Source organism: Corynebacterium sp. 13CS0277 (assembly GCF_002994655.1).
Classification (GTDB): Bacteria; Actinomycetota; Actinomycetes; order Mycobacteriales; family Mycobacteriaceae; genus Corynebacterium.
This window is the reverse complement of the sequence record NZ_PPDL01000013.1, coordinates 1-25,015: the sequence shown is the minus strand read 5'-3', so window position 1 is coordinate 25,015 and position 25,015 is coordinate 1. Positions and strand designations below refer to the sequence as shown.

25 protein-coding genes are annotated in these 25,015 nt (G+C 65.4%); 6 read left to right on the top strand and 19 right to left on the bottom strand.

Translation table 11 applies throughout. The features are described 5' to 3' along the window. Positions 1-25: 25 nt before the first annotated feature. Genes C1Y63_RS06860 through paaA form a run of 6 tightly spaced genes read right to left on the bottom strand, consistent with a single transcriptional unit; the run spans position 26 to position 4,755 of the window. Positions 26-808 (bottom strand): enoyl-CoA hydratase/isomerase family protein, encoded by a 783-nt coding sequence (locus C1Y63_RS06860; RefSeq protein ID WP_106015730.1) that lies wholly within the window; start codon positions 806-808, stop codon positions 26-28. Positions 809-846: 38 nt separating this feature from the next. Beyond that, entirely contained in the window at positions 847-1,989 is a 1,143-nt protein-coding gene (gene paaE / locus C1Y63_RS06855) for a 1,2-phenylacetyl-CoA epoxidase subunit PaaE (protein ID WP_106015729.1), read from the bottom strand. Beyond that, entirely contained in the window at positions 1,989-2,579 is a 591-nt protein-coding gene (gene paaD, locus C1Y63_RS06850) for a 1,2-phenylacetyl-CoA epoxidase subunit PaaD (RefSeq protein ID WP_199189079.1), read from the bottom strand. Before paaD ends, paaE begins: the two co-directional genes overlap by 1 nt. 19 nt (positions 2,580-2,598) lie before the next feature. Beyond that, entirely contained in the window at positions 2,599-3,429 is an 831-nt protein-coding gene (paaC, locus tag C1Y63_RS06845; RefSeq protein WP_106015728.1) for a 1,2-phenylacetyl-CoA epoxidase subunit PaaC, read from the bottom strand. Then, positions 3,426-3,713 (bottom strand): 1,2-phenylacetyl-CoA epoxidase subunit PaaB, encoded by a 288-nt coding sequence (gene paaB, locus C1Y63_RS06840; protein WP_106015727.1) that lies wholly within the window; start codon positions 3,711-3,713, stop codon positions 3,426-3,428. The genes paaC and paaB overlap by 4 nt, the downstream gene beginning before the upstream one ends. Positions 3,714-3,753: 40 nt before the next feature. Beyond that, positions 3,754-4,755, bottom strand: coding sequence for a 1,2-phenylacetyl-CoA epoxidase subunit PaaA (gene paaA, locus C1Y63_RS06835; protein ID WP_106015726.1), 1,002 nt, complete (start codon positions 4,753-4,755; stop codon positions 3,754-3,756). Between the two features lie 680 nt (positions 4,756-5,435). Between paaA and C1Y63_RS06830 the strand changes: the two genes are divergently transcribed. After that, positions 5,436-6,077 carry a TetR/AcrR family transcriptional regulator gene (locus tag C1Y63_RS06830; RefSeq protein WP_158256110.1) on the top strand — a complete coding sequence of 214 codons (642 nt, stop codon included), beginning with the start codon at positions 5,436-5,438 and terminating at the stop codon, positions 6,075-6,077. A gap of 336 nt (positions 6,078-6,413) precedes the next feature. Here the strand turns inward: C1Y63_RS06830 and C1Y63_RS12690 are convergent, their stop codons facing one another. Next, positions 6,414-6,590 (bottom strand): hypothetical protein, encoded by a 177-nt coding sequence (locus C1Y63_RS12690; RefSeq protein ID WP_158256109.1) that lies wholly within the window; start codon positions 6,588-6,590, stop codon positions 6,414-6,416. 315 nt (positions 6,591-6,905) lie between these two features. On the opposite strand from C1Y63_RS12690, the gene paaK reads away from it, so the two are divergent. The 4 genes from paaK to C1Y63_RS06810 all read left to right on the top strand — a co-directional run bounded on the left by paaK (position 6,906) and on the right by C1Y63_RS06810 (position 11,973). Continuing rightward, positions 6,906-8,219 (top strand): phenylacetate--CoA ligase PaaK, encoded by a 1,314-nt coding sequence (paaK, locus tag C1Y63_RS06825; protein ID WP_106015724.1) that lies wholly within the window; start codon positions 6,906-6,908, stop codon positions 8,217-8,219. A gap of 887 nt (positions 8,220-9,106) precedes the next feature. Beyond that, a complete protein-coding gene (locus tag C1Y63_RS06820) occupies positions 9,107-10,393 on the top strand; it encodes an MFS transporter (RefSeq protein ID WP_233195630.1) in 1,287 nt (428 codons plus the stop codon). Between the two features lie 493 nt (positions 10,394-10,886). Then, a complete protein-coding gene (locus C1Y63_RS06815; protein WP_106015722.1) occupies positions 10,887-11,354 on the top strand; it encodes a hypothetical protein in 468 nt (155 codons plus the stop codon). Between the two features lie 169 nt (positions 11,355-11,523). After that, positions 11,524-11,973: a hypothetical protein gene (locus tag C1Y63_RS06810; RefSeq protein WP_106015721.1), complete on the top strand. Its 450-nt coding sequence runs from the start codon at positions 11,524-11,526 to the stop codon at positions 11,971-11,973. A 133-nt stretch (positions 11,974-12,106) separates the two neighbouring features. Here C1Y63_RS06810 and C1Y63_RS06805 read toward each other — a convergent pair whose 3' ends face one another. Then, positions 12,107-13,570 carry a hypothetical protein gene (locus C1Y63_RS06805; protein WP_146128891.1) on the bottom strand — a complete coding sequence of 488 codons (1,464 nt, stop codon included), beginning with the start codon at positions 13,568-13,570 and terminating at the stop codon, positions 12,107-12,109. A 327-nt stretch (positions 13,571-13,897) separates the two neighbouring features. Between C1Y63_RS06805 and C1Y63_RS06800 the strand changes: the two genes are divergently transcribed. Further along, positions 13,898-14,788, top strand: coding sequence for a DNA adenine methylase (locus C1Y63_RS06800; protein WP_199189078.1), 891 nt, complete (start codon positions 13,898-13,900; stop codon positions 14,786-14,788). On the opposite strand, the gene C1Y63_RS06795 is transcribed toward C1Y63_RS06800, so the two are convergent. The 11 genes from C1Y63_RS06795 to C1Y63_RS06745 all read right to left on the bottom strand — a co-directional run. Then, on the bottom strand, positions 14,785-15,744 hold the full coding sequence (locus tag C1Y63_RS06795) for a biotin-dependent carboxyltransferase family protein (protein WP_106015719.1): 960 nt from the start codon (positions 15,742-15,744) through the stop codon (positions 14,785-14,787). The genes C1Y63_RS06800 and C1Y63_RS06795 overlap by 4 nt on opposite strands. A gap of 16 nt (positions 15,745-15,760) precedes the next feature. After that, positions 15,761-16,432, bottom strand: coding sequence for an allophanate hydrolase subunit 1 (locus C1Y63_RS06790; protein WP_233195624.1), 672 nt, complete (start codon positions 16,430-16,432; stop codon positions 15,761-15,763). Between the two features lie 97 nt (positions 16,433-16,529). After that, positions 16,530-17,249, bottom strand: a complete 720-nt coding sequence (locus C1Y63_RS06785; protein WP_106015717.1) for a LamB/YcsF family protein — start codon at positions 17,247-17,249, stop codon at positions 16,530-16,532. A gap of 70 nt (positions 17,250-17,319) precedes the next feature. Next, entirely contained in the window at positions 17,320-18,537 is a 1,218-nt protein-coding gene (locus tag C1Y63_RS06780; protein ID WP_199189077.1) for an NRAMP family divalent metal transporter, read from the bottom strand. A gap of 148 nt (positions 18,538-18,685) precedes the next feature. Then, positions 18,686-19,192, bottom strand: a complete 507-nt coding sequence (locus tag C1Y63_RS06775) for a glutathione peroxidase (protein WP_106015716.1) — start codon at positions 19,190-19,192, stop codon at positions 18,686-18,688. 131 nt (positions 19,193-19,323) lie between these two features. Beyond that, entirely contained in the window at positions 19,324-20,010 is a 687-nt protein-coding gene (bluB, locus tag C1Y63_RS06770; RefSeq protein ID WP_106015715.1) for a 5,6-dimethylbenzimidazole synthase, read from the bottom strand. Positions 20,011-20,253: 243 nt separating this feature from the next. Continuing rightward, entirely contained in the window at positions 20,254-22,296 is a 2,043-nt protein-coding gene (locus tag C1Y63_RS06765) for a hypothetical protein (protein ID WP_106015714.1), read from the bottom strand. Between the two features lie 321 nt (positions 22,297-22,617). Then, positions 22,618-23,403 carry a hypothetical protein gene (locus tag C1Y63_RS06760; RefSeq protein ID WP_106015713.1) on the bottom strand — a complete coding sequence of 262 codons (786 nt, stop codon included), beginning with the start codon at positions 23,401-23,403 and terminating at the stop codon, positions 22,618-22,620. After that, positions 23,400-24,116 carry a hypothetical protein gene (locus tag C1Y63_RS06755; RefSeq protein WP_106015712.1) on the bottom strand — a complete coding sequence of 239 codons (717 nt, stop codon included), beginning with the start codon at positions 24,114-24,116 and terminating at the stop codon, positions 23,400-23,402. The genes C1Y63_RS06760 and C1Y63_RS06755 overlap by 4 nt, the downstream gene beginning before the upstream one ends. Further along, positions 24,106-24,798, bottom strand: coding sequence for a hypothetical protein (locus C1Y63_RS12510; RefSeq protein ID WP_146128890.1), 693 nt, complete (start codon positions 24,796-24,798; stop codon positions 24,106-24,108). Before C1Y63_RS12510 ends, C1Y63_RS06755 begins: the two co-directional genes overlap by 11 nt. A gap of 55 nt (positions 24,799-24,853) precedes the next feature. Then, positions 24,854-25,015 (bottom strand): integrase core domain-containing protein (locus C1Y63_RS06745; RefSeq protein WP_146128889.1); only part of this gene is annotated, 162 nt, incomplete at its 5' end.

The window sequence follows — 25,015 nt, the reverse complement described above, 5'->3', positions numbered from 1 at the left end:
CGGGGTCGATGAAAAAGAAGAAAAATTAGCGGCCGTGGAAAACGGGCGGCCGTTTGGCGTTGAAGGCGGCGAAACCTTCGTGGTAGTCGGCGCTGGCGCACAGCTCGCCCTGGGCGATGTTCTCCCGGGCGATGGATTCCCACAGGCCGAGCCCTTGCTCCCGGATGAGCCGGATCTGTTCCCGGCTCGCCCGAAACGCCAGTGTCGCGCCGCGGGCGGCGGCCTGGGCCTTGGCGCGGGTGAACTCCAGCAGCTCGTCGGCGGGCACGCTCCGGGAGAACAACCCCGCGCGCACGGCATCCGCGCCGCTCATGAGCTCGCCGGTGACGATGAGGTCCATGGCGCGGTGCGCGCCGAGGCGCTCTGCAAACAGGAAGTGCCCGCCCGAGTCGAGGGTGGCGCCTAAGTTGGCGAAGGGGGAGCCGATTTTCGCGGTGTCGGCGACGTAGACGATGTCGGTGGCGATCGCCAGGCCCAAGCCGACCCCCAGGCAAGCACCCTGCACGGCGGCGAAGGTGGGCACCGGCACCTGGGTCATGTTCTTCAGCACCGGGGTGACCACCTGGTCGAGGTAGTAGGTGGCGTCGTCGTCCGCGGGGTTGAGGCCAGCGATGTTGCGGCCGGCGCAGAAGCCGCGGCCTTCGCCGCGCAGGATGAGCGCCCGGACGGTGCCCTCGGCTGCGAGCCGGGTGGCCTCCGCATAGGCGGCATCGAGGTCGGCGAGCGCCTGCGGGTCGAGTGCGTTCATCGCCTGCGGGTTGTTGAGCACCACCTCGGCGACGCCGTCAGTGGTAGTGAAGTCGATCATGCTCACGGGGAGACTCCTCAGAAGAGAAAGAAGGGGTTTTAGGCGTCGTAGTCGACGACGATGCTGTCGCCGGTGGCGCGGGTTTGGCAGGTGAGCACGTAACCTTGGGCGACTTCCTCGGGTTCGAGGGCGTAGTTTTCGTCCATCTCGTACTCGCCCTCGATGACTTTGGCGCGGCAGGTGCCGCACACCCCGCCCGCGCAGGCGAAGGGCACATCGGGTCGGCTGCGCAGCGCCGCATTAAGGATGGTTTCGTGGGCGCTCACGGGGGATTCGATGCTGCCGGACAGCCCGTCGAGGGTGTAGGCGATGGTGATGGTGTCCTCGCCGTCGACGATCTCCACGTCGCGGGCTTGCGGCTGGGAGTTCTCCGTGCCGGTGCTGAACAGCTCGTAGCGGATGGCCTCGGGTGCGACGCCCCGCTCGGCGAGGATGTCGCGGCACAGCTGCACCAGCTGGAAAGGCCCGCACAGCAACCATTCGTCGACGTCTGCGGGGCTGCCGATAACCCGGTCGAGGAGAAGGGTGAGTTTCTCCTCATCGATCCGCCCGGAGAACAGGGGGTTGACGCGGGATTCCCGGGAGAGCACGTGGTGCACGGCAAAGCGGGTGGGGTAGGCGTCTTTGAGGTCGCCGATCTCTTCGGCGAACATGACGTCGCCGGCGCCCTTGTTGGCGTAGACGAGTTCGAAGGTGCTGTCGTCGTCGTGGGCGAGCACCGCCCGGGCGATCGCCATCATCGGGGTAATGCCGCTGCCCGCGGCGAACGCCACGAGGGTGGCACCGGCGCCCGCGTCCTGGGCGACTTTCTCGGGGTCGTTCATGCCGGTGACGTGCACCTTGGAGGTAAACGCCCCCTGCGGGTTCATCACGTCGATGGTCATGCCCTCTTCGAGGGTGTCGTTCACCCACGTGGAGAACACCCCGCCGGGGGTTTTCTTCACCGCGACGCGCAGGATGCCCGGCCCGGGCCGGTCGCACAGGCTGTAGGAGCGGCGCACCTCCTGGCCGTCGATGGTGGCGCGCAGGGCGACGTACTGGCCGGGGATGTAGTTGTACTGCTCGTGGAGGTCTTCCGGCACGTGGAAGGTGACTTCCACGGAGTCGGGCGTGAGCCGGCGCAGGCGACTGACGGTGAGCGGCTCAAAATGGACTTTGCGCTGGGTGCCTGTCGTGGTCATTAGTGGGCCTTAAAGTAGTCGAAGGGCTCGTGGCAGCTGCGGCACTGGTAGAGCGCTTTGCAGCTGGTGGAGCCGAAGCGGGCAAGGGTGGTGGTGTCCGTCGACCCGCAGCGCGGGCAGGCGACCTCCGGGCGGGTGCCGATCGCGATCGGGATGGGCCCTGTGGGTGCCGCGGTGGGCTGGGGTGGGGCGATGCCGTAGGCGGCGAGCTGCTCCCGCCCCACCTCGGTCATCCAGTCGGTCGTCCAGGCGGGCGTGAGGCTGACCTCGACGCGGGCGCCGATGTAGCCGGACTCCAAGCATTCGTCGACGATTTCGCCGGCGATGGTGCCCATGGCGGGGCAGCCGGAGTAGGTGGGCGTGATCGTGATGACGGGGGTGGTGTAGTCGAAACGCACCGCGCGGAGGATGCCGAGGTCGGCGATGGAGATCACGGGGATTTCGGGGTCGGCGACCCGCGCCGCGGTGTCCCACAGGTCGGCCAGCTGCGGGTCGGTGGGCCGCAGCGGGTGGGTGGTGTTCACCGGGGGCCGGGCCGGCCAGGTGCTGTCGAGGGGGATGGGCTGGAAGCCGGGTGGGGTGGTTGTCATGGGGTACCTCCCGTGGGTGCTACCAGGTGGCGCCGGGGTGCTTGCGGGCCAGCACCTGCATTTCGGCGAGGATGTAGCCGCGCTGCTCCGAGTAGCAGCCGGTGCGGTGGCCGCTGCGGGCCTGGGGCACCTCCGGCAGCTCGAGGCCGGCCTCGCGGATCATGTGGGTGATGCGCGCGAGGTACTCCTCCTTGAGGCTGCTGGGAAGCACTCCCACCCCCTCGGGGAGGGCAGTGTGCACGTCCAGGTCTTCGAAGAGTTCGTCGAGGTAGGGCCACAGGTAGTACAGCCCGTCGTTCATGCGGCGGCGGGACTCTTCCGTGCCGTGCCCGAGGCGCAGCAGCCACTGGGAGCAGTGGTCGACGTGGTATTCGAGTTCCTTGACGGCCTTCGCGGCGATGGCCGCCAGGGTGGCGTCGCTGCTGTGCTGCAGGCGGCTGTACAGCCCGTAGGCGTAGTAGGAGTAGTAGAACTGGCGGGCAATGGTCTGCGCGAAGTCACCATTGTCCTGCTCCACCAGCCGGGTGGAGCGGAACTCTTCCTCGTCGCGGAAGTACGCCAGGTCGTCTTCGGTCTTCCCCCAGGCGGTACCGGCGTAGGTGAGAAAGAAGCGGGCGTGGCCGACGAGATCGAGGGCGATGTTCGCCAGCGCGATGTCTTCTTCCATTTCGGGCGCGCGGGACACCCACCAGCCGAGTCGCTGCGCGAGCATGAGCGCGTCGTCGCCGAGGGTGAGCGCGTAGGCGGCCACGGCCTCGGGCGCGACTGCCCCGGAGGCGGCGACGTCTTCGGGGGTAATGGCCTCGCCGCGGGATTGGCGGGTGGCGGTATCGGTGGTGGTGATGCTCACAGGTGCTTCACCCCTTCGCTCTTGGCGTAGTAGGTGGCGTGCCGGTAGTCCTTGCCCTGGGCGGATTCGAAGAACCCGCCCTTGGAGTCCGGGTCGGAGGAGGTGATGGCGTCCGCGGGCACCACCCACACGCTGGTGCCTTCGTTGCGGCGGGTGTAGAGGTCGCGGGCGTTGCGCAGCGCCATGGCGGCGTCGGGGGCGTGGAGGGAGCCGGCGTGGACGTGGGACAGGCCGCGGGAGGAGCGGACGAAAACTTCCCACAGGGGCCAGGTGTTGGTGCTCATGTGTGTTCCTTGGGTGAGGAGGGAAAACGAGGGGGCTTTGTTAGGCGCTCATGAGGTGGGAGTCGGCGGCGGTGGCAGCGGTTTTCTCCGCATAGGCGGCGGCCGCCTCCCGCACCCAAGCGCCGTCGTCGAAGGCTTGGCGGCGGCGCTGCATGCGCTGGACGTTGCAGGGCCCTGCCCCGGAGATGACGGCTTTGAATTCGGACCAGTCGAGTTCGCCGAAGTCGTAGTGGCCGCGCTCTTCGTTCCACTTGAGATCGGGGTCTTCGAAGTGCAGTCCGAGGGCTTCGGCCTGGGGGACGATCATGTCGACGAAGCGCTGGCGGAGCTCGTCGTTGGAGAAGCGCTTGATGTTCCACTCCATCGACTGCTTCGAGTTCGGGGAGTCGTCGTCCGGCGGGCCGAACATCTGCAGGGCGGGCCCGTAGAAGCGGTTGATGGCTTCCTGCGCCATCTGCTTCTGGGCGGGGGTGCCGTGGGAGAGTTCGTAGAGGATCTCCCAGCCTTGGCGCTGGTGGAAGGATTCTTCCTTGCAGATGCGCACCATGCTGCGGGCATAGGGCCCGTAGGAGGCGCGGCACAGGGGCACCTGGTTGCAGATGGCGGCGCCGTCGACGAGCCAGCCGATGGCACCGATGTCGGCCCAGGTGCGGGCGGGGTAGTTGAAGATGGAGGAGTACTTCGCCCGCCCGCTGAGCAACTGGTCGACGAGTTCGTCGCGGTCGGTGCCCAGCGTTTCGGCCGCGGAGTACAGGTAGAGGCCGTGGCCGGCTTCGTCCTGCACCTTGGCCATGAGGATGGCTTTCCGCTTGAGGCTGGGCGCGCGGGTGATCCAGTTGGCTTCGGGCTGCATGCCGATGATCTCGGAGTGGGCGTGCTGGGAGACCTGGCGGGTGAGCGTCTTGCGGTAGCCCTCAGGCATCCAGTCGGTGGGCTCCACGCGGGAGTCCTCGCTGATGATGCGCTCAAAGGCCTGGGCGCCAGCCTCGGCGTCGTCGCCTGAGGTCCGCAGGTCGGCGATCTGGTCGTCGTTCGTAGCCATATCGGTGTCCTTCGGGGTGGGTGAAATCCCGACCCCGTCGCGCTGCGGCGGGGTGGGATGAACTGTGCGGGGGGGAAGAAGAGAGGGAGCGAAGTCGGGGCGGGGAGGCGACGGAGGGTGGGTCGCCTAGGGAATCGGGGCTTGGCCAAGCAGGGTTTGCAGCTGGGCGGCGCGGAAGGGGGAAGAGAAAGGCTGGCAACGCAGGCCCGGTATGTTGCGCGACCAACTTACCGAACGTTTAGTCAGCGTAGCGCGAAAATGTGACGCCCGTCAAGCGCTTTTGCGCTCCCCGCCACATTTTTTCTGCGAACCACCCCCATAAAGCCCCCTCACCAGCCACACCACGACACAGCAACCCACCCCCGCACCCCGCCACCGACAGTCGACCCCCTCGTCCGACAGCACTGAACAGCCACACAACGCCGCCCCACAAACTCCACGCGCCATCACCCCCAACACCCACACCGCGACAGGCACACACTCCCGCCACTGTCATTGACGCACCACATCGGCACTCACCCGAGAAGATGAAGCGGCGAGTGGCACGACATCTCATGACATCGCCCACATATGGGGGTGAAGGATCGCCGCCACCGACACACAAAAAGCCAGGCAGGATACCTCGGCCCCCACCTCGCCACCGACACGAGAGAGAACCAGGCAGTGCTAGATTCAGTGCCGTGTCTAAGCAACAGTCCCCCTCCCGCACCACCACGCGCACTCCGTCCACTCGTGGCCGCCGCGTCGGCGGCGACTACACCCGGGACGATGTGATCGCGCACGCCATCGAGCTCTTCATTCGCAACGGATACGAGGCAACCTCCGTCGGGGCGATCGCCGCGTCCATGAACGTCACCAAGGCGGCGCTCTACCACCACGTGTCCTCCAAGGAGGAGCTGCTCATCACCGCGATCGATGCAGCGTTGGCCCTGCTCGACCAGGTGATTGCCGACTGCGAGGAGCACGGCACCTCCGCAGAGCACAAGCTTCGCCTACTTGCGCGAGGCACCACCATGGCGCTGTGTGAGCAGCCCACGAACGTGACGCTCCTTCTTCGCTTGCGGGGCAACACCCCCGCCGAACAGGCCGCCATGGACAAGCGGCGGGCATACACCGACTACACGGAGAACATCCTCCGGGCATGCGCAGAGGACGGCATCCTCAACCCGGGCATTGACCCCGCAGTGGGGGCACGCCTGCTGTTCGGCTGCATTAATTCCCTGGTGGAGTGGTACTCCCCCACAGGGCCGAAGTCGCCCGAGGACATGGCAAACATGGTGGAGGACATGTTTTTCCACGGCATGATCACCGAGTCTGCCTAAGCACCCTGCGCCGCACGGGAGCATATTTCCGTCGTGGACCACCTCCGACAGGAGGGGAACACCTGCGGCAGGCTCGCAACCCTGCCACATTCACGCAGATCGGGGGTAGCTGCGGGGGTAGGGGGCGAGGAAAAATTTTTACCTTTTTCTTCGCAGCTTTTCCCATGAGTAGCAGTGGTGCTACATGTCATTTTCTCCAGGCCGAGGGGGCGAATGTCCCCACACTGCAATGTTTGCGAAGATTCTGCACAGCCTCGCTAACGTGACCCGGCCCGCAACTCGCGGTGACGCGCTCCACAGTCATGAGTTATGGTGGTCACCACGCTAACCGAGCGGTTAGTTAGCTCTCTTCTGGTTGACGGCCAGGCACACAACGTCACCACCCGCACGTTCCGCCCAGACCGTCACCTGCTCGAGCGTCTTCCTTGGCAACGCACCCTGCGCCTCGGACGCCACCCCGGTGCCCTCGAACACCACCGGCAGCCCACCCACAACCAGCGCTTCACGGCCCACGCGACATTCCGGGCCTGCCGGCGCTCGGGGCAGCTGCCCGGTGGACGCCCCGGGGTTAACGTCCACCCCACCCAACCACCGGCCCCGGCGCTAAAGACACCACGCACTCTTCTTCACGTATTCTCCGCCGTCTACCTGGTCTTCTTCACTTCCGTGATGTCTCCGCCGCCGCCTGCCCCTCACGCGATGAGGGCGATTACACGCAGGCACCCAGTTGGTGTGGGTTGGCGCGGCCTCGCCTCACCTTGTGGGGCGGGGTTGTTTCCCCCTTTCCGATTGATTCTTCACTTTCGCCCAAGGAGTGACTTCCACCTCATGACTTCCCCGTACGACATCTCCTCCTCCCACCACGGCCCGGAGACCGGCATCGAGTTCGCCTCCCGCGACGAGATCACCGCCCTGCAGACCGCCCGGATGAAGAACACGCTCCGCCACGCGTACTTCAACGTGCCGCACTACCGGCGCGCCTTCGACGAGAAGGGCGTCCACCCGGACGACTTCAAGGAGCTGGCGGACCTGCGCCACTTCCCCTTCACGGAGAAGAAGGACCTGCGCGCCGAGTACCCCTTCGGCATGTTCGCCGTGGGCAAGAACCAGCTGGTGCGCATCCACGCCTCCTCGGGCACGACGGGCCTGCCGACGGTGGTGGGCTACACCCGCAACGACATTGAAACGTGGGCGGACCTCGTGGCCCGCTCCCTGCGGGCGGGCGGCGTGCGCCCCGGCGACAAGGTGCAGGTGGCCTTCGGCTACGGCCTGTTCACCGGCGGCCTGGGCGCCCACTACGGCGTGGAGAAGCTCGGGGCGACCGCCATCCCCACCTCCGGGGGCATGACGGAACGCCAGGTGCAGATCATCCGCGACTTCCAGCCCGATGCGATCATGGCGACCCCGAGCTACATGCTCAACATCTTGGACCGCATGAAGGCCGAGGGCATGGACCCGGCGGATACCTCCCTGCGGGTGGGTATTTTCGGCGCGGAGCCCTGGTCGGAGTCGATGCGCGGGGAGCTGGAAAGCGGCCTCGGGATCGACGCCACCGACATTTACGGCCTCTCGGAGATCATGGGCCCCGGCGTGGCGCAGGAGTGCGTGGAAACCAAGGACGGGCTGACGATCTGGGAAGACCACTTCTACCCCGAGATCGTCGACCCCGAGACCCTGGAGCCGCTGCCCGACGGGGAGGAAGGCGAACTCGTCATCACCCCGCTGACGAAGGAAGCGTTCCCCGTGGTGCGCTACCGCACACACGATGTGACGAAGCTGCTGCCGGGCACGGCCCGCAGCATGCGCCGCCTGGCGCGCATCCGGGACCGCAACGACGACATGATCATCCTCCGGGGCGTCAACTGCTTCCCCTCCCAGTTTGAGGAGCTCATCCTCGAGGACCCGACGCTGCGCCCCCGCTTCCAGTGCATCCTCGACCGCAAGGGCCGCATGGACAACCTCACCATCGCGGTGGAGGTCGCCCCGAACCGCACCGTGGAGGAACGCGAGTCGGCCCGCCACCACCTGAAGAAGCAGATCAAGAACCGCATCGGCATCACCGTCGACGTGGATGTCCGCGACGAAGTCAACTGCGGTGAGGGCAAAGCCCAGCGCCTGGTCGACAACCGCCCCAAGGACTAACTCTCTGCCGCCCGCGGCACCCCGCCGCCGCGGGGAGCCCGCCCCGCCGGCCTCTTTCCTCCGGCGGGGCGGCACACCCCCTCTTTCTCTTCTCTCCTCTCTCGTCCCTCTCTTTCTCTTCCCCCACTGGGGCTTTCCGGCCCCAGCTAGCGCCCTTTTTCAGCGGCCGCGCTCCCCTGCCCCCATGGCCTGCGACATGACGCCGTGTCCTCGGACCTGTGCGCACATGACTTCACACTTCTGCGTGAAGGCCGGCGGCCACAGCCTCATGTCTGCGGCAGTACGACAAAGGCCATGCGGGCTGGGGAGTGCGGCACGGGGCGTTTCATGCGGCAGCACGTCACTGAGCCCGCAACCGGGGCAGCCACACACTGTCCCGCTGTGAGGTGACAGCCTTGCCGCGCCGCGGGGTTCCGTTCCACCGCTAGACACCCCAGCAGCACCCCTTGGCTGCTGGGCGTGGTGGATCGGAATTGGGCACCCGCGCGGCACCCGCATCCGGTGCCGCACTCCTTCATCGCAGCACGCGCTTGCAGCTGACGCCGCCCCGGCCCGCCCAGGGCTTCCTCCTCCCCCGGCGGGCCCGGGGCCGCTGTCAGTGCGCTCCCCCATGGCAACCAGTGGACCGTGACCTTCCCAACTCCTCGTGTGCTGACCCCAGACTTCGTATGTCCGCAGCCCCGGACTGCGCCGGCGAATGCGGCCCGACAGGCCCCTCACCGCGCAAGGACCGGCGGTTGCTGGTGCGTCCCGCGCCCGCTCCCTTCTCGCCCGACCCAACGAAAGGCTCCCCCATGACTTCCTCCCCCAGCCACAGCCCGCCGCCCACCCACACCGCAAACACTGGCGGTCCTCCCGCCGGCGCGCCTGCTGCTTCTGGTGCGCCGATGACGAAGGAGCACCGCCGGGTGCTCGCCGGCAGCATGGTCGGCACCACCATCGAATGGTTCGACTTCTTCATCTACGCCCAGGCCGCCGGCCTCATCTTCGGCGCCCAGTACTTCAACCCGGCAGGCAACAACAGCCCCGCCTTGGCGCAGATCATCTCCTGGGCGTCCATCGGCATCTCCTTCCTCTTCCGCCCCCTAGGGGCAATCATTGCGGGCCACATGGGTGACCGCTTCGGCCGCAAGGTGGTTCTCACCCTCACCCTGTTCGGCATGGGTGGGGCCACCGTCGCGATGGGCCTGTTGCCGAACTATGCCGCCATCGGCATGGCGGCCCCCATCATCCTGGTGCTGCTGCGGGTGCTGCAGGGGTTCTCCGCGGGCGGCGAGTGGGGTGGTGCCGCGCTTATGGCGGTGGAGCACGCCCCGAAGAGCCGCCGCGGATACTTTGGCGCCTTCCCTCAGGTGGGTGTGCCGGCGGGCATGTTGCTCGCCACGATCTTCATGCTGATCCTCACCAAATCGACCACCCAGGAGCAGTTTGAGGCCTGGGGCTGGCGTGTGCCCTTCGTGTCCTCCGTGGTGATGATTGGCATTGGGTTGTTCATCCGCCACATGGTGGAAGAGTCGCCCGTGTTCCACGAGTTGCAGAAGATCCAGTCGGAGGAAACCGCCCCCTTATCCACCCTGCTCAAGGAGCACAAGACCCCGGTGCTGCTGTCGGCGCTCATCTTCGCTGGTGTGAATGCCGCTGGTTATCTCGCGATTGCGTTTTTCGCCTCCTACGCCACCAAGGTCCTCGGGATGGAACGCTCCACGGCGCTGGCAATCACTGCCGCAGGTGCGGTGTCGTGGATTATCGGCACCCTCAGCTTCGGCGCAATGTCGGACACCATTGGCCGCCGCCGCATGTTCGTCCTCGGGTACGTGGCCTCCGCGGTGTTTGCCATCCCCATGTGGATCATGATCGATACCGCCAATGTGCTCGTCTTCGGCCTCGCGGCGATCATCCTTGGGCTGATTATGGGCTCCACGTACGGACCCCAGTCGGCGCTCTACGCGGAGATGTTCCCCGCCCAGGTGCGCCTGTCGGGTGTCTCCATTGGGTATGCGTTGGGCTCCATCATCGGTGGTGCTTTCGCCGCCACGATTGCCCAATTCCTCCTCGACGCGACGGGCAGCTCCCTGTCGATTGGTGTCTACATTCTCGTCATGTCGCTCATCAGCCTGGCCGCAGTCCTCAAGGTGGATCCGCAGCAGCAGGGCCGTAACCTGCACGAGGCCTAAACCAGCGACATCTGCGACGGCACGTCGCAACGCACAGGCCAAGCATACTGAGCCCACCACCCAGCCCCGCCCCCACACCACGCGCTATTCCCGGCACTGCCCGGACACACGCCCGCACCTGGCGTGTGCGCGCCGCCAGAGCACGTGGGGAGCGGGGCTGCGTGCTGCCCTGGCTGTGGCCGCCCGGAGTGAGCCGTCATCGGCACCTATGGGTCGCCGCCAGATGCCGGGCGTCGCCGCCGGCCGCCAGGTATGGCCGAGAGCCTTCAGCTGTCGGCCCAGCGACACCGCAGGCATCCCGCCTGGGGGTATCCACCGGCGGGGGCGCATACCCCTAAATGGGGGCGAACAATCTCACACAAATCATGCGACCTGGGCTTTTCCTACTGTGGGGTGGCGTACTCACTCTAGGCTGGGCTCTATCCCACCACCCACCCGCATGTGTTGGTGTGGGCCTGGTACCACCGAGGCAGTAGAAAAGGACCCTGATCTCATGTTGTTCCCCTCCCGCCGCGCCACCCGCGCCCTGGCAGCCGCAGCGCTCGTCATCGCTACCGCAGCAACCAACCTCCCGACCGCTGAAGCGTCGCTCACCCCGTCTGAGAAGAAGCGGATGAGTTACATGGAGGACGGCATCACGATCACGAAGAGGTTCACCTGCCACCAGTTCGGCAGCGGCGGCAACCTCAAGGGCGTGACCACGTACACCAAGATCTACGAAGAGTCCCTGCGCGGCAATCGGATCAAGCTGAACCCGAAGGCCACCGCGCAGGAGCAGGCAGCGTGGGACTCGCTGGCCCAGCGCCTGGCGACCGCCAAGGCGCAGCGTGCCGTGGAGTGCGGTGCCGCCGATGATCGCGATCTGGGCGCGAAGCTGCAGGGCTTCGTCGGCTCCGGGGATGCCGGCAATGGGCTGGGCAGCCTGGAGAAGCTCTTCGGTTCCTCCGGCCTGAGTTCCTAAACTGAACTGCGTACACGATCACAGCGTCCTCCCTGGAGGCCGCACGGCTCGTGTCGCTGAGCGTGCAATCTATCGTGTCGCTCAACGTCTCCCCCAACGCGCTGCCGCACAGGTGAGACACTCTCACCACCAGTGGCCCCTACCCCCTGCCCCAAGTAAGGAGCACCCCATGCACCACCGTCCCCTACGCCTGCTCACCGCAAGCGTCCTCACCGCCCTCGCGCTGGGTGTGAGCGCGAACCCCGCTATGGCGCTCAGCGCCACGGATGCGCGCGCACTCGAAGAACTCCGTAAGGATGTCGCTGGGCCTGCGCCGACCTGTGACTTCTTGAAGTCCCAGCTCAAGCCGGTGAAAAACAAGACCTACACCGGGTTCCTCGACAACCTCAGCATCTACTACCGGCCGCTGAAGACCGCCACTCCCAGCGAGCAGGCCGAGTACAAGCGACTCACCGACCGAGCCGACCGCATCTGGGCGACGCAGGCTGTTGTCTGCGGGTTGGTCACTGACGACCGGGACCTGGGCACCAAGATCCAGGACTTCGTCGGTTCCGGCGACGCGGGCAGTGGGCTCGGCAGCCTGGAGAAGCTCTTCGGCTCCTCGGGATTGAGCTCTTAAAACCACCACCGGACCGGCCACAGGGCAGACACCTAGCGGGCACGCCCCGTCCCGGTACCGCACAACAGGCTCAGCCCCACGCCTCGTGAGAGGTGGTGGGGCTGAGCCTTGCGCGTTGAGGGACGTCTGACGGTCAGCTCTCGATCATGCGGTTGATCCAGTTCACCCAGCGGAGCACCGTCTGGGCACGGCGGTGGCACGTGCTCTCAGCCAACCCGAGCTTTTCGTCGATGAGCGCGGCGACGTTAGCAGTCGACTGCCGGCCCGGCTCCTTGCCGAGGAGGTAGGCCGCGTTGAAGATCTCATCGCTCAAGATCATCCGGCTCAGTGCGAGGTGACGCTCGGTGGGCTCGTTGGTCTTCATAATCTTCTCTCCCTCGTCGGTGAGGGTGAGACGCCCGGAGCCCTTGTTGAACAACCCAATGTAGCGGCCAGCATCCACGTAGTAGGCCACTTGGCGTTCAACGAAGCCCTGGGTGGCAGCGATCGTCGCGATGTCGATGTAGCCCTCGTCGCTTTCCTGAATTTCTTCAGCGAGACGGACCACGCGGTCGAAGATGTCGGCCTGCGGGAAGGGGACGTCTTTCCGCGCGGCGCGCGGGGTGATGCCGCTCGCGATCTCCTGCAGCTCTTCGCGGGTCAGCGGCTTGCTGCGCAGGATGTACTGCCTCGAGTGCCCATCCTTGATGGTCTGCATGCTGTGGTCATCCTCGAAGGTGAACTCGTAGAGGGTGAACACGCCACTGACGTAGGTCATGTAGACGTTGCGGACAGGCTTCCTAACCTGCTGTCGGAAGCGCAAGTAGGGGTAGTAGACCTGGCGGATGTTGAAGTCGTCGGGCAGCTTGTTTTTCGCCTCGACGAGCACCACGACGGAGTCGCCCTCGAAGCCGGCGTCAATCTCCATCTGCGCGTTGACGACGTCGAACGCGACAGGCCGCACAGGGAGTGCGACGTCGACGTTGGGGGACTGGGCGGCAACCTCCAGGAGATCCGCCATCGCCGCCGGGGGTTCGTCTTCGACGCCCACGTGGAGCTGGATGTTGAGGTCGGTCGTTTTCATGCGGCCAGCGAGGGTCTGCTTGAGTTCGCCCTCATTGATGAAGTCTTCGAAGACGCCGGCGAGGCTCGCCGCGCTCAGGGCCACCGCCTCACTCGTGAGATCCGTGAAGTCGAGGGACTCAATGCCCCGCGGCACGTCGACATACTTCGGCGCGAGCTCTTTGACCTTGGGCAGCGGGTGGAACGTGGAGCAGCGCGCGACGACATATTCGCGCCGCGACAGCGGCAGGATGGACAGCCCTTCCTGTTGAAAGATGACCGGCTGCGCCGAGGTGTAGTCGTGCTTCGACATCAGGCGCGGCTCAAGACCGCACCCGTCTTTGATCTCCACGGGGGTGATGCGGAAGAAGCCATGTTCACGAATCTGCGCCATGTAGTCGTTGTCCCGAAACAGCTTCAGCCATCCCAGATCCAACTCGCGCAGGTTCTTTTTGGCGTACTTCCCTCTCAGCAGCTGGCGTAGCTCTGGCTCCATGGCCCGCAGTTCCTGGGCGACCTTACTCTTTGCACCTGATCTCGTTGCCGCAGCGGCCATGTGCGCGTTCCTCTCGTCGGGCGGATGTCGATCGGCTGCGGGCGACCGCAGCGAGTGGGTCCCATCTTAGAACCGTGCCGAAAATCGCACTGGAGATCGCAATCGGAAATTCATCGATCTGACCAGCGCGGACGGAATTTTGCCGACATTGGTCGAGCTGAACGCCGAGCAGCGGATTCCACGGAGTCTGCCCGAACCGGTAGCCTGTTGAGGAATACGACGTCATCCAGTTGAGCCGCGCGCGGGATCCCCCACGCGGCTTCCGCATTTCATGAACGCTGTAACCATTCGCTGACACAGTCAGCGCACGTCCAAGGAGTTTTCCCAGTGAGCCTGACTGTTCACCACACTGCTCTGGTGGAGGCGAAGCCCTTCATCAAGTGGGCGGGTGGCAAGCGGCAGCTCCTGCCGGAGCTCCGGAAGCTGTTCCCGCCACAGTACCGCGACTACTACGAGCCGTTCATGGGGGCGGCGGCAGTCTTCTTCGACCTCAAGCCGGAGCGGGCGTACCTCAACGACATCAACCCTGCGGTGACCAACCTGTTTACGGTCATCCGGGACAACACCGCTGAGTTCGTTGAGCGGGTCCTCGACATCGAAGCGGACACGCCGCGCGCTGGACTAGAGGCCCAGAAGAGCTACTACTTGGAGCTGCGTGCGCGGTTCAATGTGGGCCTGGGGCGGAGCATTTTCGACGTGGAGAATGCGGCCCTGTTCATGGTTATCAATCATCGCTGCTTTAATGGGCTCTACCGGGTAAATCGCAGCGGCCTATTCAACGTTCCCTTTAACGGATCCTCGCGCCCGTCGATGGACATCGACAACATCTACGCTGCCGCGCAGGCTCTGGAGAACGTGGCCATCACGACCGGTGACTTCGAGGACTCGCTCACGAACGCCGGTGCCGGGGACTTCGTCTTCCTGGATTCGCCCTACGCGCCGCTCAAGGCGGACTCGTTCACGGATTACACGAAGCAGGGCTTCGACTACGAGGACCACGTCCGCCTGTCGGAGTTGTACCGCGAACTGGATGCGCGCGGCTGCTCCGTCATGATGACCAACCATGACACCCCGCTGATTCGCGACCTCTACGAGGGCTACAACCTCCACGTCACGACCGCGCGCCGTTCGATTAATTCGAAGGGCTCGGGCCGGACGGGGACGATGGAAATTATCGCGACGAACTACGCGACCAAGCAGCTGCGACCGAGGGGTTAGCGGCTCGGCCGGGACGGGACCGGGGCGAAGCGCACGCTATCGCCCGGGGCGAGCTGTGCGCAGCGATCACTACTCGAGGAGGACAGCACGCCGATGACTGGGTATCCACCCGTCACGGGGTGATCGGGGCCGAACAGGACGGGGTTGCCGTCCGGGGGCACCTGGATGCAGCCACGCACCATGCCTTCACTGGCGAGCTCCTGGCCGACCATCTCGGGGCGACGCTCGAGGGGCTTCTCCGCATCGAGACGGACGCCAATGCGGTTGGAGCTGCTGTTGACGGTGAACGTCTGCGAGAAGAGGTTGAGAATCGATTCGGTCGTGAACCAGTAGTCGCGCGGCCCCGGGATGACCTCCAGCGTGTGCGTGCGGGTGGGACGCCACAGCGGGACGAGGTGGTCGATGATCGGCAGCCAGTCGGGGTCTTCGATGAAGGCGCCCGTCGTGTCCGCGCCCAATGTGTCGCCCACGGCCAGCGGTGCGGGGCCGAGGCCGCTCAAGACGTCGCGGGAGGCACTACCGATGATGCGAGGTGCATCGAAGCCACCGCGCACTGCCACGTAGGCGCGCAGGCCGAACTCCGGCTGCCCGATACGCACATGATCGCCGGGCTGGAGGCGGAGAACATCATTCGTGGTGCGGGTCCGCACCACACCATCGGGCTGGGTGATCGTGATGGGCGCCAGCACGCCCGTCGCGATGATGTACGTCGGCTGGTGGACCTCGAGTTCCAGGCCGCCAAAGAAGCACTCAATGAGCGGCGCGTCAAGGCTGTTGCCAAGCGCATGATTCGCGCGGGCCGCCGACATCCGGTCGAAGTGCCCAGAGGCACTAATGCCGGTCGAGGCATGCCCCGGGCGGCCACGATCCTGGAACAGAGCCTGCGGGCCGGTGGCCGTCACGGTGAACACCGCGCGGGAGGCGGCAACCGATGCTGTGTCATTGAGCTGCGTCATGACGAAAGCTCCTCCCCTACTTCCCGGCCTGCAGATCGATGAAGCGAATCGTGTCGCCGACGGCGATGAGGTTCGGCTGTTCCCGTTCGACATCAAACATGAGAGTGTCGGTGAACCCCAGAATTTGCCAGCCGCCGGGCGACTGCTGCGGGTAGACGCCGGAGTAGGTACCGGCCAGCGCCACCGAGCCTTGTGGGATATTGGGGCGGGGTTGGCTACGCCGTGGCGTGTTCCACCAGGGGTCGTCACACACCAAATACGCGAAGCCCGGAGCGAAACCGCCGAAGGCGGCAGTCCACTGGGTCTCCGTATGGCGGGCGACGAGAGCCTCGACGCTCACACCGTAATGCTCGGCAACATCCGCCAAGTCGTCCCCTTCGTAGCGCACGGGAATCTCGTGGTGCGCCACATCCCCTGCCCCTGCGCCAGTTGCCGCACGGTCAGGGGTTTCCAGCAGTTGCTCGAGGTCACGGTGGATCGCCTTCGGGTCACCGCCTGCTGCGTCGATGGTGACCAACACGGTCTGCGCTGCCGGCACAAGTTCCAGCACACCTGCAGGCGCATGCTGACGAATGACCGCACTGACGTGCAGCACTGCGTCGATGACGCGATCGTGCCCCCAGGCTGCGGCGTCGTCCTCCCCCACATCGATGATGAGGGCGCGATCGCCCATCGGCTGGATTCTCACGTTCCTTGGCCCATCCTTACACGATCACGCTCACGAAGCCGCCCACGATTCTGCTGGGCGGCTTCACATGCGTACAGCTGTTTATCCGACGTTCAGGCTACAGCGCGGCCCGGATGCTACGCACCATGGCGAGCGCCTCGGGCGAATCGCCGTGGACGCACAACGAGTCAGCCTGCAGCACGATCTCCTCACCCTCGATGGTGCGGAACGGAGTCCCGGCAGCAATAGCCAGTGCCTGCTTCACGCCATCCTCCTCATTGAGCACGGAGCCTTCCAAGCGCCGCGAAGAAAGCGTGCCGTCCTTGGTGTAGGCGCGATCGGCAAATGCCTCGGCAAAGGTCGACAGGCCACGCGACTGCGCGAGCTCGAGGATCGGGCTGCCAGCTAGGCCCATCAGCGTGAGGTTCTCGTCGGCGCGAAGAATGCCTTCGATGACTGCCTCCGCTTGCGGCCCGCCCTGCGCAATCGTGTTGTAGAGCGCACCGTGCGGCTTCACGTAAGTCACCGCAGCGCCGTGGGACTTAGCCATCGCCTGCAGCGCGCCAATCTGGTAAATCACCTCGGCAGTCAGCTCCGCCGGCACATAGTCGATGTACCGACGGCCGAAACCTGCCAAGTCGCGGTACCCGACGTGGGCACCAATCTGGATCCCAAGCTCGGCCGCCCGCGCGCAGGTGAGATCCATGACGCGCGCGTCGCCGGCGTGGAACCCACAGGCGACGTTTGCCTGATCGATCAGCGGCAGAATCGCGTCATCCGCGCCGATGCTGTAATTGCCGAAGCTTTCACCGAGGTCACAGTTCAGAAGGAGGGTCATTCTTGTCCTTATCTTGGAAGAGAAAAGAAGACTGCGCGGGGCATCTGCACCGCGCAGTCTTTACATAGGTTTAGGCCTGCAGGAGTTCGAACATCGGAATCGCCGCCTTGTAGGCGAGGAACCACGCGATCACCATCGCGACGACGCCGACGCCGATAAGCCACTTCGGGTAGCGGTAGCCGTGCAGCAAGTCCTTGGAGCGGAAAGCTGCGATGAAGAGGATCATCGTGAAGCCCACCGGGAGCACGAGGCCATTGAAGGCACCAGCGAACACGAGGAGTGCCTTCGGCGCCGTGCCAAGAAGCAGGTACGCGCCACAGGAGATTGCGATGAACACGATCGTGATGATGTTCTGCAGCTTCTTCTTATCCTCGTGGCCTGCCACGAGGAAGCTCGCGGAGGTGTAGGAGGCACCGATGACGGAGGACAGCGCTGCCGCCCACATCACGATGCCAAAGAAGCGGTAGCCGAGGTCGCCCGCCGCAGACTGGAATGCGGCACCCGCCGGGTTGCCCTCCGTTGCAAGGGACACACCCCCGGCGACAACACCGAGGACTGCGAGGAACAGCACCACGCGCATCACGCCGGTCAGCAAAATGCCGACGATGGACGAATTGGTCACGGACTTCACATTTTCCGGACCGGTTTTGCCGCTCTCTAGCATGCGGTGCGCGCCAGCGTAGGTGATGTAACCGCCGACGGTACCGCCCACGAGCGTCGTGATCACGAGCCAGTCAACGGTCTCGGGAAGAACGGAGTTCCGGAGAGCGTCTCCCACCGGCGGGTGGGAGACAAACGCGACGTAACACGTCAACAGCATCATGAGGATGCCGAGGAACACGAGCAGCTTGTCGAGCGCGGCACCGAGTTGCTTGAACAAGAAGAAGATGATCGCGACGCCAGCAGTGAGCGCGCCGCCGAGCTTCACATCAATCCCGGAGGCTGCATTCGATCCGAGGCCAGCACCAGCGATATTGCCGATGTTGAACACCAGGCCACCGATGCAGATGAGGACCGCCAGGAACCAGCCCAGCCCCGGCAGCACCCTGTTGCCGAGTTCACCGGCACGCATGCCCGAGATGCCAACGACGCGCCACACGTTGAGCTGCACAGCGATGTCGATGACGATGCTCGCTAGGATGGCGAACGCGAACGCGGCACCCAACTGCCCAGTAAAAGTCGCAGTCTGCGTGAGGAAGCCCGGCCCGATGGCCGAGGTAGCCATCAGGAAGATGGCCCCCAGGAGGGCACCCTTGTGGCCAGTTTTCACGGGAGGTCGATCACTCATGGGTCGGCCTTTCTTGTCAGGGGTCGAGGAAGACGCCACCTACGTAACGCAGCAAACAGTACCCGAAAACTATGACCGCTCCCACACACGTGGTGACGTCCCCCGAAACCCGACGACAGGCGAAGCCGCCCACCCCGGGGCACCTGGGTTAAATCGGCAGGTTCTCCTCCACCAGGTCCAGCAGCTCGTCATCGTCCAGCTCAGTCTTCGGCGCGAAGCGGCCGAGGACCTCGCCGTTCTCGCTGACGAGGAACTTCTCGAAGTTCCACTCCACGTCTGCTCCCCCGGAGTGCCGCTTGAGGAAGGTGAACAGCGGGTGCGCGTTGTCTCCGTTGACGTCCCCCTTGGCGAGAAGCGGGAAGCCGATGCCGAAGTTGGTGGTGCAGAACTCGGCGATCTCTTCGTCGGTACCGGGTTCCTGGTTGCCGAACTGGTTGCAGGGCATGCCGATGACGAACAGGCCTCGGTGGGCATAGTCTTCGAAGAGCTTCTGCAGTCCCTCGTACTGGGGCGTGAGGCCGCATTCGCTGGCGGTGTTCACGATGAGCAGAAGGTGGCCCTGCCAGTCGGCCATGGTGGTCTCAGCACCGTTGTTGAGGGTGACCTCGATGTCGTAGAAGTTCTCGGGCGGGGTGGCAGGGCTCTGGGTAGTCATAAAACCTCAGTGTAGTGGCCACCATGCTTCCCCGGTGTGGGCACTCCTTCGAGCACTTCCCCAAAACAGGCGCACCGCACCAGGACACACCCAGTGGGAAGGTGTCCCACGAGTGCGGCAACTTTGTGCGCCTATCGCAGCCGGTCCTCGTGGATGGCGTCGTCCAGGGGGCGGCGGGCGCGCCAGCCGAAGCGCTCGAGGTCCGGCACCTCCTCCAGGTGGGTGACAGGTCCGACGCAGAGCCACGCAATGGGGCGTACGGGGTGGGTGGCGCCGATGAAGTCGCTGAGGAAGTCTTCTTCGTAGAAGCTCACCCAGCCCACTCCTAAACCTTCGACGGTGGCTGCGAGCCACAGGTTCTGGATGGCGAGTACTGCGCTCATAAGTCCGGTGTCGTCGATGGTGTGGCGACCAAGGATGTTGGGGCCGCCCCGGGTGGGGTCGTAGGTGACGACGATGCCGGTGCCGGATTCGACGATGCCTTCAATCTTGATGGGGTTGAAGACGTCTTTGCGGTCCTCCGGGAGGGAGTCGGCGAAGGCTTGGCGGCGGGTGGCGACGTGGGCGGCGAACTCTTTGAGGCGTTCGTCGTCGCGGATGATGACGAAGTCCCAGGGCTGGGAGTTACCGACGCTGGGGGCTGCGTGCGCCGCCGCGAGGATGCGGCGGAGCTGTTTCTCGTCGAGGCGTTCCCCAGAGAATTCGGCGCGGACGTCCCTGCGGCGGCTGATTGTGGTGTAGACGGTGCGGGCTTCCGACGGGAGGGTGTCGAACCCGAGGTCCACTGGAGCGCTCTGGGGTGCGTGGGTGTCAGTCATGCATTCCAGCCTATTCCTGCGCCCAGCATCCCCGGGGTGGGCCTTGTCCCCGCTGCTGCGGGACGCAGAGGGCCTGCGCTTCCCCAGGAGAGCGGGCCTGTACTGCTGCAGGAGGGTGGCCAGTGGTGGCCAGCTCCCATCGCGCATCATCCTGCGGCAGCAGGCCTGGGGTGGAGCCTGCCGTGTGCGGATGTGCGGCGGAGCAGGCGCTGACCGCGCCTGGTGTCGGTTCGCCGAGGTTGGCTAGCGGTAGGGGCTGCCCGTGTCGGGGCGGTTGCCGAAGTCGAGGTGCTGGTTGGTCCACGGGATCGGCTTGCCCAGCAGGGCCCGCAGGAAGTCGTCTTTCTCGATGTCGTTGGCGGTGCGTGCCTTCGGCGTCTGGTTCTCCTGCCGGCCCCGGCCGGCACCCATGGGTGCCCCGCCCATCAGGGGCATGCCGCGCTGCCCGTGGTGTCCTGCCTCGCCTGCGTGGCCGGGCGTGGCCCCCGGGTGTGGGGTGCTTCCCGGCGGCGGGGTGGGTGTGCGCAGGCGGCCGTCCGTGCCGCCGCCCGGGGTGCCGTGGCCCCCGGGGTGTGGGTGCTGGCCGGGTGTGCCGTAGCCGCCGGAGTATCCCCCACTGCCCGGCGCGCCACCACCGCCGACGTGGTGTCCACCGCCGATGGTGATGCCACCCCGCCCGTAGCCGGGGATGATGCCGCCCCGGTTGCCTGTGCCGCCCCCAGTGCCGCCGTGCAGGCCCCCACGGTGGGGCAGGTTGGCACCGGGGAGACGGCCGCCGCCGGTGATGCTCCGGGGGCTGGGGGCACCGGGTTGTCCCGGGCTGCGCCCGGTGTGGCCGGGTTGTTGGGGCAGGGGCTGCTGGAAGCGGGTGTAGCCCCGGTTGAGGAAGTAGCCGCCTTCTTTCTCTGCGAGCTGGCGGGAGTAGGAGTAGCCCTGCCCGGCAATCCCGCCAGGGCGGCCACCAGTGCCGGGGTGGTTGCCACCGTTTAGCGCGCCGCCGGTGCCCGTCCCGCTGAGGTGGCCTGCCCCCAGCTGGCCGCCGCCCACCTGGCCCGGGGTTCCTGTCATTCCGCCCGTGCCCACGCCGGGCAGAGTGCCCGCCTCCCCGAGGGCGGTGCCCTGCGATCCGGAGCCAATCCCCCGGAGAGAATCGAGGGCGTTTTGTACGCCGGCAAAGCCGGCCTCCGTGGCGGCGCGGCGCGCGGCCCCGCCTGCCACACCTGGCTGCCCGGAACCTGCACCCGCCGGGTGGCCTGCCTGCCCCGGGGTGCCCGAGTGCCCGGCGCCCGCCCCGCCAGGGGCTGGGGTGCCACCGCCGAGGCCGCCGCGCGGGATCGTCTCCCGCCCGCTGCCCGGGGCGGGACTCGTTGCCCCCGTGCCACGGCCAACAGCAGAACCAGGATCCCCGGCCGCCCCTGGGGCGCGGGGCGCATCACTCATCAAGTTGCTGATGGTGGGCACCCCGCTCTCCAGGGCGGTGGTGTAGGAAGAAGTGAACTCCGCCAACAACTGCTGCTCCAGGGCAGCGGCCTCAGCGGGGTCCTCCACAGCCTGCACCTGCTCCACCGCATCGTCGATCATGCGGGATCCGTAGGCGTGAATGGTCACCAGGTTCTCCGCGAAGCGGGACATGGTCGTCGCATTGTCGGCGAAGGTCTGGCCCGACTGGGCCAAGCCCCGGATCGTGGCGACTGCGTTGTCGATCATCTCGCCGCTCATCTCCCCCTCGATGTGGTTGACGATGTCGAAGATGTCGTTTGCGACCTGCTTGGCCTCCGCGGCGAGATCCCGCCACTCGGCCGCCATACCTTCGAAGGCGCCAGTGTTGGTGGCGCTGAACGCGGCCGCCAACTCGTCGAGGCTTCCTCCCCCAGCCACAGGCTGGGGGAAGGAGAAGTCCTCAAACACGGCGGCAGGGCGGGCCGGGAACTCCAGCGAGTCGTACTCGGTGTCGTTCCAGCCGATGCTGTCCTCCCCGAGGGCCTTCGCGAAGGAGCTGTCGGCCATCTGGTATTTGCGGTGCGTGACGTTGAGGTTCTCGCGCATCCAGCGGAGCTGGTCGCGGTAGGTAGTAAGAACTGCAGAAGCGGAACCCACCGAGCCATCCAGGATGGACTGGTGGTTCTTCACCAAGTCCTGAAGCCCGGGGACCGCCGTCGCACTGGCCGCGTCCAGCCAGTCCCCCTTCTTCGTCTTATCGCGCAGGCTTTCAACCTTCGCGTACACGTCCGTCGCCCTGTTCTCTGCCGTCTCCAGACGGCTCACGAGGATGCCGAAGCCTTCCATCGTTTCTTCTCCTTGCTGTCGGGTCAGTGGGGTCACTCGGGCAGAGTGGCCCCACTGGTGAATGGGTCTCGTCGGCGCCACGCCACCCGGCGTGGTTGATGCGCCCATAGCTGTTCCCCCTTTGCATGCCGAAAAGAGCGGCGGCAACAGGAAGCAGCTGGGCAGACATCTGCCGACTTGATATGTCCCGACACGAGCACCCCACCCCGGTGGTGCGCCCTGCTGGAAAATTTTTTGCTAGCCACCCCCGTAGCGGCTCATGAACTGGCGTTATGGCGAAACTGAAACTACCCCCGTCGGGGTGATCCCCACGCAGCCCGCTTATTCCTCCTTCAGCGGGCGGCTCAGCGGGAGCCGGTAGCCCCACAGGGTGTCGAGGAACTCCTTGTCCTTGAAGAGGTTGACGAAGTGCTCTTCGGCGATGGCGCAATCCTCTTCAAGCGCGCCGTTGGCTGAGCGGTAGCCCACGGACACCCGCCCCAGCGTGGTGTCGATGTTGTACTGGCAGGTCGTCTCGATGCCCTGGGGGTCCATGAGGTAGCCCTCGGAAATGTAGCCCCGCTTGATGAGCGACTGGTCGCTCGGCCCGATGATGCGAGCGCCGTCTTTCTCGATGACTTCCTGGTGGGTGGGTTCCACCGCGATGACGACTTCGCCATCCTTGTACTTCGCCGAGCTAAAAGTACAAGTATCGAACGCCCAGAGGGGCTGGTCAGGCACGTCCGTGGTGTGGCGGTGGGTTTCGGTCAGCCCGTACTTGGCGTAGGTGTCTTTGAGCTCATCCACGCACACCGTGGAGGTCTCGCTCTCCGGCTTGTAGGGGTTGAAGCGCCCCCAGAACCTGTCGTAGGCGACACGCCCCCAGAAGTCAGGATCGTGGAGGGATTCCTCCCCTGCAGCGTCCACCGCAGATTCTTCAGGTTTCTTGTCTTCCCACGTCTTCGCTGCGGGCTCGGCGTACTTCGCCGGCGGTGCAGGCTCGTCGGGGTACTCGTGCCCGGGCTGCGGCATGACGCAGCCACTCAGGCTCAGCGCCACGGTGCACAGGGCAGCAGCCATCATCGTGCCCGTGCGCTTCGATGCCGTCGTCTGGTTCATGGTGGTCATTGCGGTCCTTTCTTGTCATTCTTCATCGGAAGGTCGTCGCCATAGAGTGCACGCAGGAACTCCTCGTCCTGAAAGAGCCTCTCGAACAGCTCAAGCGCGAGATCACAGTGCAGTTCGAGGTCCTCCTCGTCGAGAAGCGAAGCGTGAGTAACTGCTACTGTGCCTCGCACGGTATCGACTCGTACTTGGCAATTCGTCTCCCGTTGCTCTGGGTCGATGATGGTGTTGTGCGCAAAGTACGCGCCCGGGACAATTCCGCCCGCGACATCGCTGCGGAATGCTGTGGTGTTCTGCTGCAGGTTTTCTCGGTTGATGGGTTCGACCGTGATCTCGTAGTCATTCATGCTGCGGTCGGGGTCGTCACTGCGGCAGGTGGAGCTCACGAGCCACGGTGCACGCCGGAACGGGACATCGAAATGGCGGTACATCTCGATGCCGTAGCTCCTGTACACCTCGTAGAGCTCGTCCGTACAAGGGTTGAACAGTTCGAATCCGGGCTCGGCCCAGTCGTATGTATGGGCCAGCTTGGAGTAGTCCACCTGCTCCCAGAATTCACCGTTGTGCGTGGGCCCCTGGGATTCCTGTGCTGCAGTCGACACTGGGTCGATAGCGCCCGGCGCGCCCGGGTGCACCACGCAGCCACCCACTGTCACGGCGGTGAGGACAGCCGTGGCGACCATGCCCAGCCGGCGCAGGTTCTTGTCATTCGTCACGGCCGTCACCTCCCTGTTGTGCGGAGTGATGTTTCAGGGGAATGGCGTCGCCATAGAGTGCGCGCAGAAAATCGGGGTCGTCGAACACCGCGTGAAAGAACTCGATGGCGAGGGCGCATTCGCCTTCGAAGTCCTTGATACCGCCCAAGTTCTCGTGGCTGACGGCTACGCGTCCGCGGGGAGTATCGACGTTGACCTGGCAGTTGCTGTCGGCCTCGTGCGGGTTCATCGAGTAGTTGTGGGTCAGGTAGGTCCCCGGAATCCGCGGGGCCTCGAGGTCGCGGCGGAAGACGTCGCTGTTGCGTTGGATCGTCTGCTTGTCGAAGGGTTCTGCGGTGATCTCGTAGTTGGCGAGCATGCGGTCCGGGTCGTCGGCGAGGCAGGTCCACATCTCGTGGCGTGGTTCGCCTGTCGTCGGGGTCGAGAATTCCCGAGTCATCGTCAGCCCGAGGCGTTCGTACACCGCCTTCAGCGCTGGCGTGCACGGATTCAGCAGGGAGAACTCTGGGTCTGTCGGGTCGAATCCTGTCGCAAGACGCGCGTAGTCCACGTCGCCAGCTGCGGGACTGGGATTCTCGGAGGGGTTGGATGTTGGGGCTGCCACGCAGCCACAGGCCAGAACTGCCGCAGCACAAAGTACTGCGGCACCGCCGAGGCGGAGCAGTTTCTTGTCATTCGCCACGGCCACCTCCACGGGACGCGGGGCTGGAGTGACCTAGTTTTTCGGCCCGGGCGACTTAAGCCTTCGCTACGGATGATTCATGCTCGGCCCGAACAAGGGCCGCGTACCGACTCGGGGGCAAGTAGCCCAGCGACGAGTGCGGATGCTCGGTATTATACCGAACCCGCCACCATTCATGCAGGACACGCGCATGTTCGACCCCCTCAACGAGGTTGTC

What these genes read in the sequence shown, in the direction of transcription:
- C1Y63_RS06795 (WP_106015719.1), bottom strand. Translation starts at nt 15,744, where the DNA reads ATGACGCAGCTCAATGACACAGCATCGGTTGCCGCCTCCCGCGCGGTG.
- paaE (WP_106015729.1), bottom strand. Translation starts at nt 1,989, where the DNA reads ATGACCACGACAGGCACCCAGCGCAAAGTCCATTTTGAGCCGCTCACC.
- C1Y63_RS06785 (WP_106015717.1), bottom strand. Translation starts at nt 17,249, where the DNA reads ATGACCCTCCTTCTGAACTGTGACCTCGGTGAAAGCTTCGGCAATTAC.
- C1Y63_RS06860 (WP_106015730.1), bottom strand. Translation starts at nt 808, where the DNA reads ATGATCGACTTCACTACCACTGACGGCGTCGCCGAGGTGGTGCTCAAC.
- C1Y63_RS06820 (WP_233195630.1), top strand. Translation starts at nt 9,107, where the DNA reads ATGACGAAGGAGCACCGCCGGGTGCTCGCCGGCAGCATGGTCGGCACC.
- C1Y63_RS06760 (WP_106015713.1), bottom strand. Translation starts at nt 23,403, where the DNA reads ATGACCACCATGAACCAGACGACGGCATCGAAGCGCACGGGCACGATG.
- paaA (WP_106015726.1), bottom strand. Translation starts at nt 4,755, where the DNA reads ATGGCTACGAACGACGACCAGATCGCCGACCTGCGGACCTCAGGCGAC.
- C1Y63_RS06810 (WP_106015721.1), top strand. Translation starts at nt 11,524, where the DNA reads ATGCACCACCGTCCCCTACGCCTGCTCACCGCAAGCGTCCTCACCGCC.
- bluB (WP_106015715.1), bottom strand. Translation starts at nt 20,010, where the DNA reads ATGACTGACACCCACGCACCCCAGAGCGCTCCAGTGGACCTCGGGTTC.
- C1Y63_RS06775 (WP_106015716.1), bottom strand. Translation starts at nt 19,192, where the DNA reads ATGACTACCCAGAGCCCTGCCACCCCGCCCGAGAACTTCTACGACATC.
- paaK (WP_106015724.1), top strand. Translation starts at nt 6,906, where the DNA reads ATGACTTCCCCGTACGACATCTCCTCCTCCCACCACGGCCCGGAGACC.
- paaD (WP_199189079.1), bottom strand. Translation starts at nt 2,579, where the DNA reads ATGACAACCACCCCACCCGGCTTCCAGCCCATCCCCCTCGACAGCACC.
- C1Y63_RS06780 (WP_199189077.1), bottom strand. Translation starts at nt 18,537, where the DNA reads ATGAGTGATCGACCTCCCGTGAAAACTGGCCACAAGGGTGCCCTCCTG.
- C1Y63_RS06805 (WP_146128891.1), bottom strand. Translation starts at nt 13,570, where the DNA reads ATGGCCGCTGCGGCAACGAGATCAGGTGCAAAGAGTAAGGTCGCCCAG.
- paaB (WP_106015727.1), bottom strand. Translation starts at nt 3,713, where the DNA reads ATGAGCACCAACACCTGGCCCCTGTGGGAAGTTTTCGTCCGCTCCTCC.
- C1Y63_RS06765 (WP_106015714.1), bottom strand. Translation starts at nt 22,296, where the DNA reads ATGGAAGGCTTCGGCATCCTCGTGAGCCGTCTGGAGACGGCAGAGAAC.
- C1Y63_RS06815 (WP_106015722.1), top strand. Translation starts at nt 10,887, where the DNA reads ATGTTGTTCCCCTCCCGCCGCGCCACCCGCGCCCTGGCAGCCGCAGCG.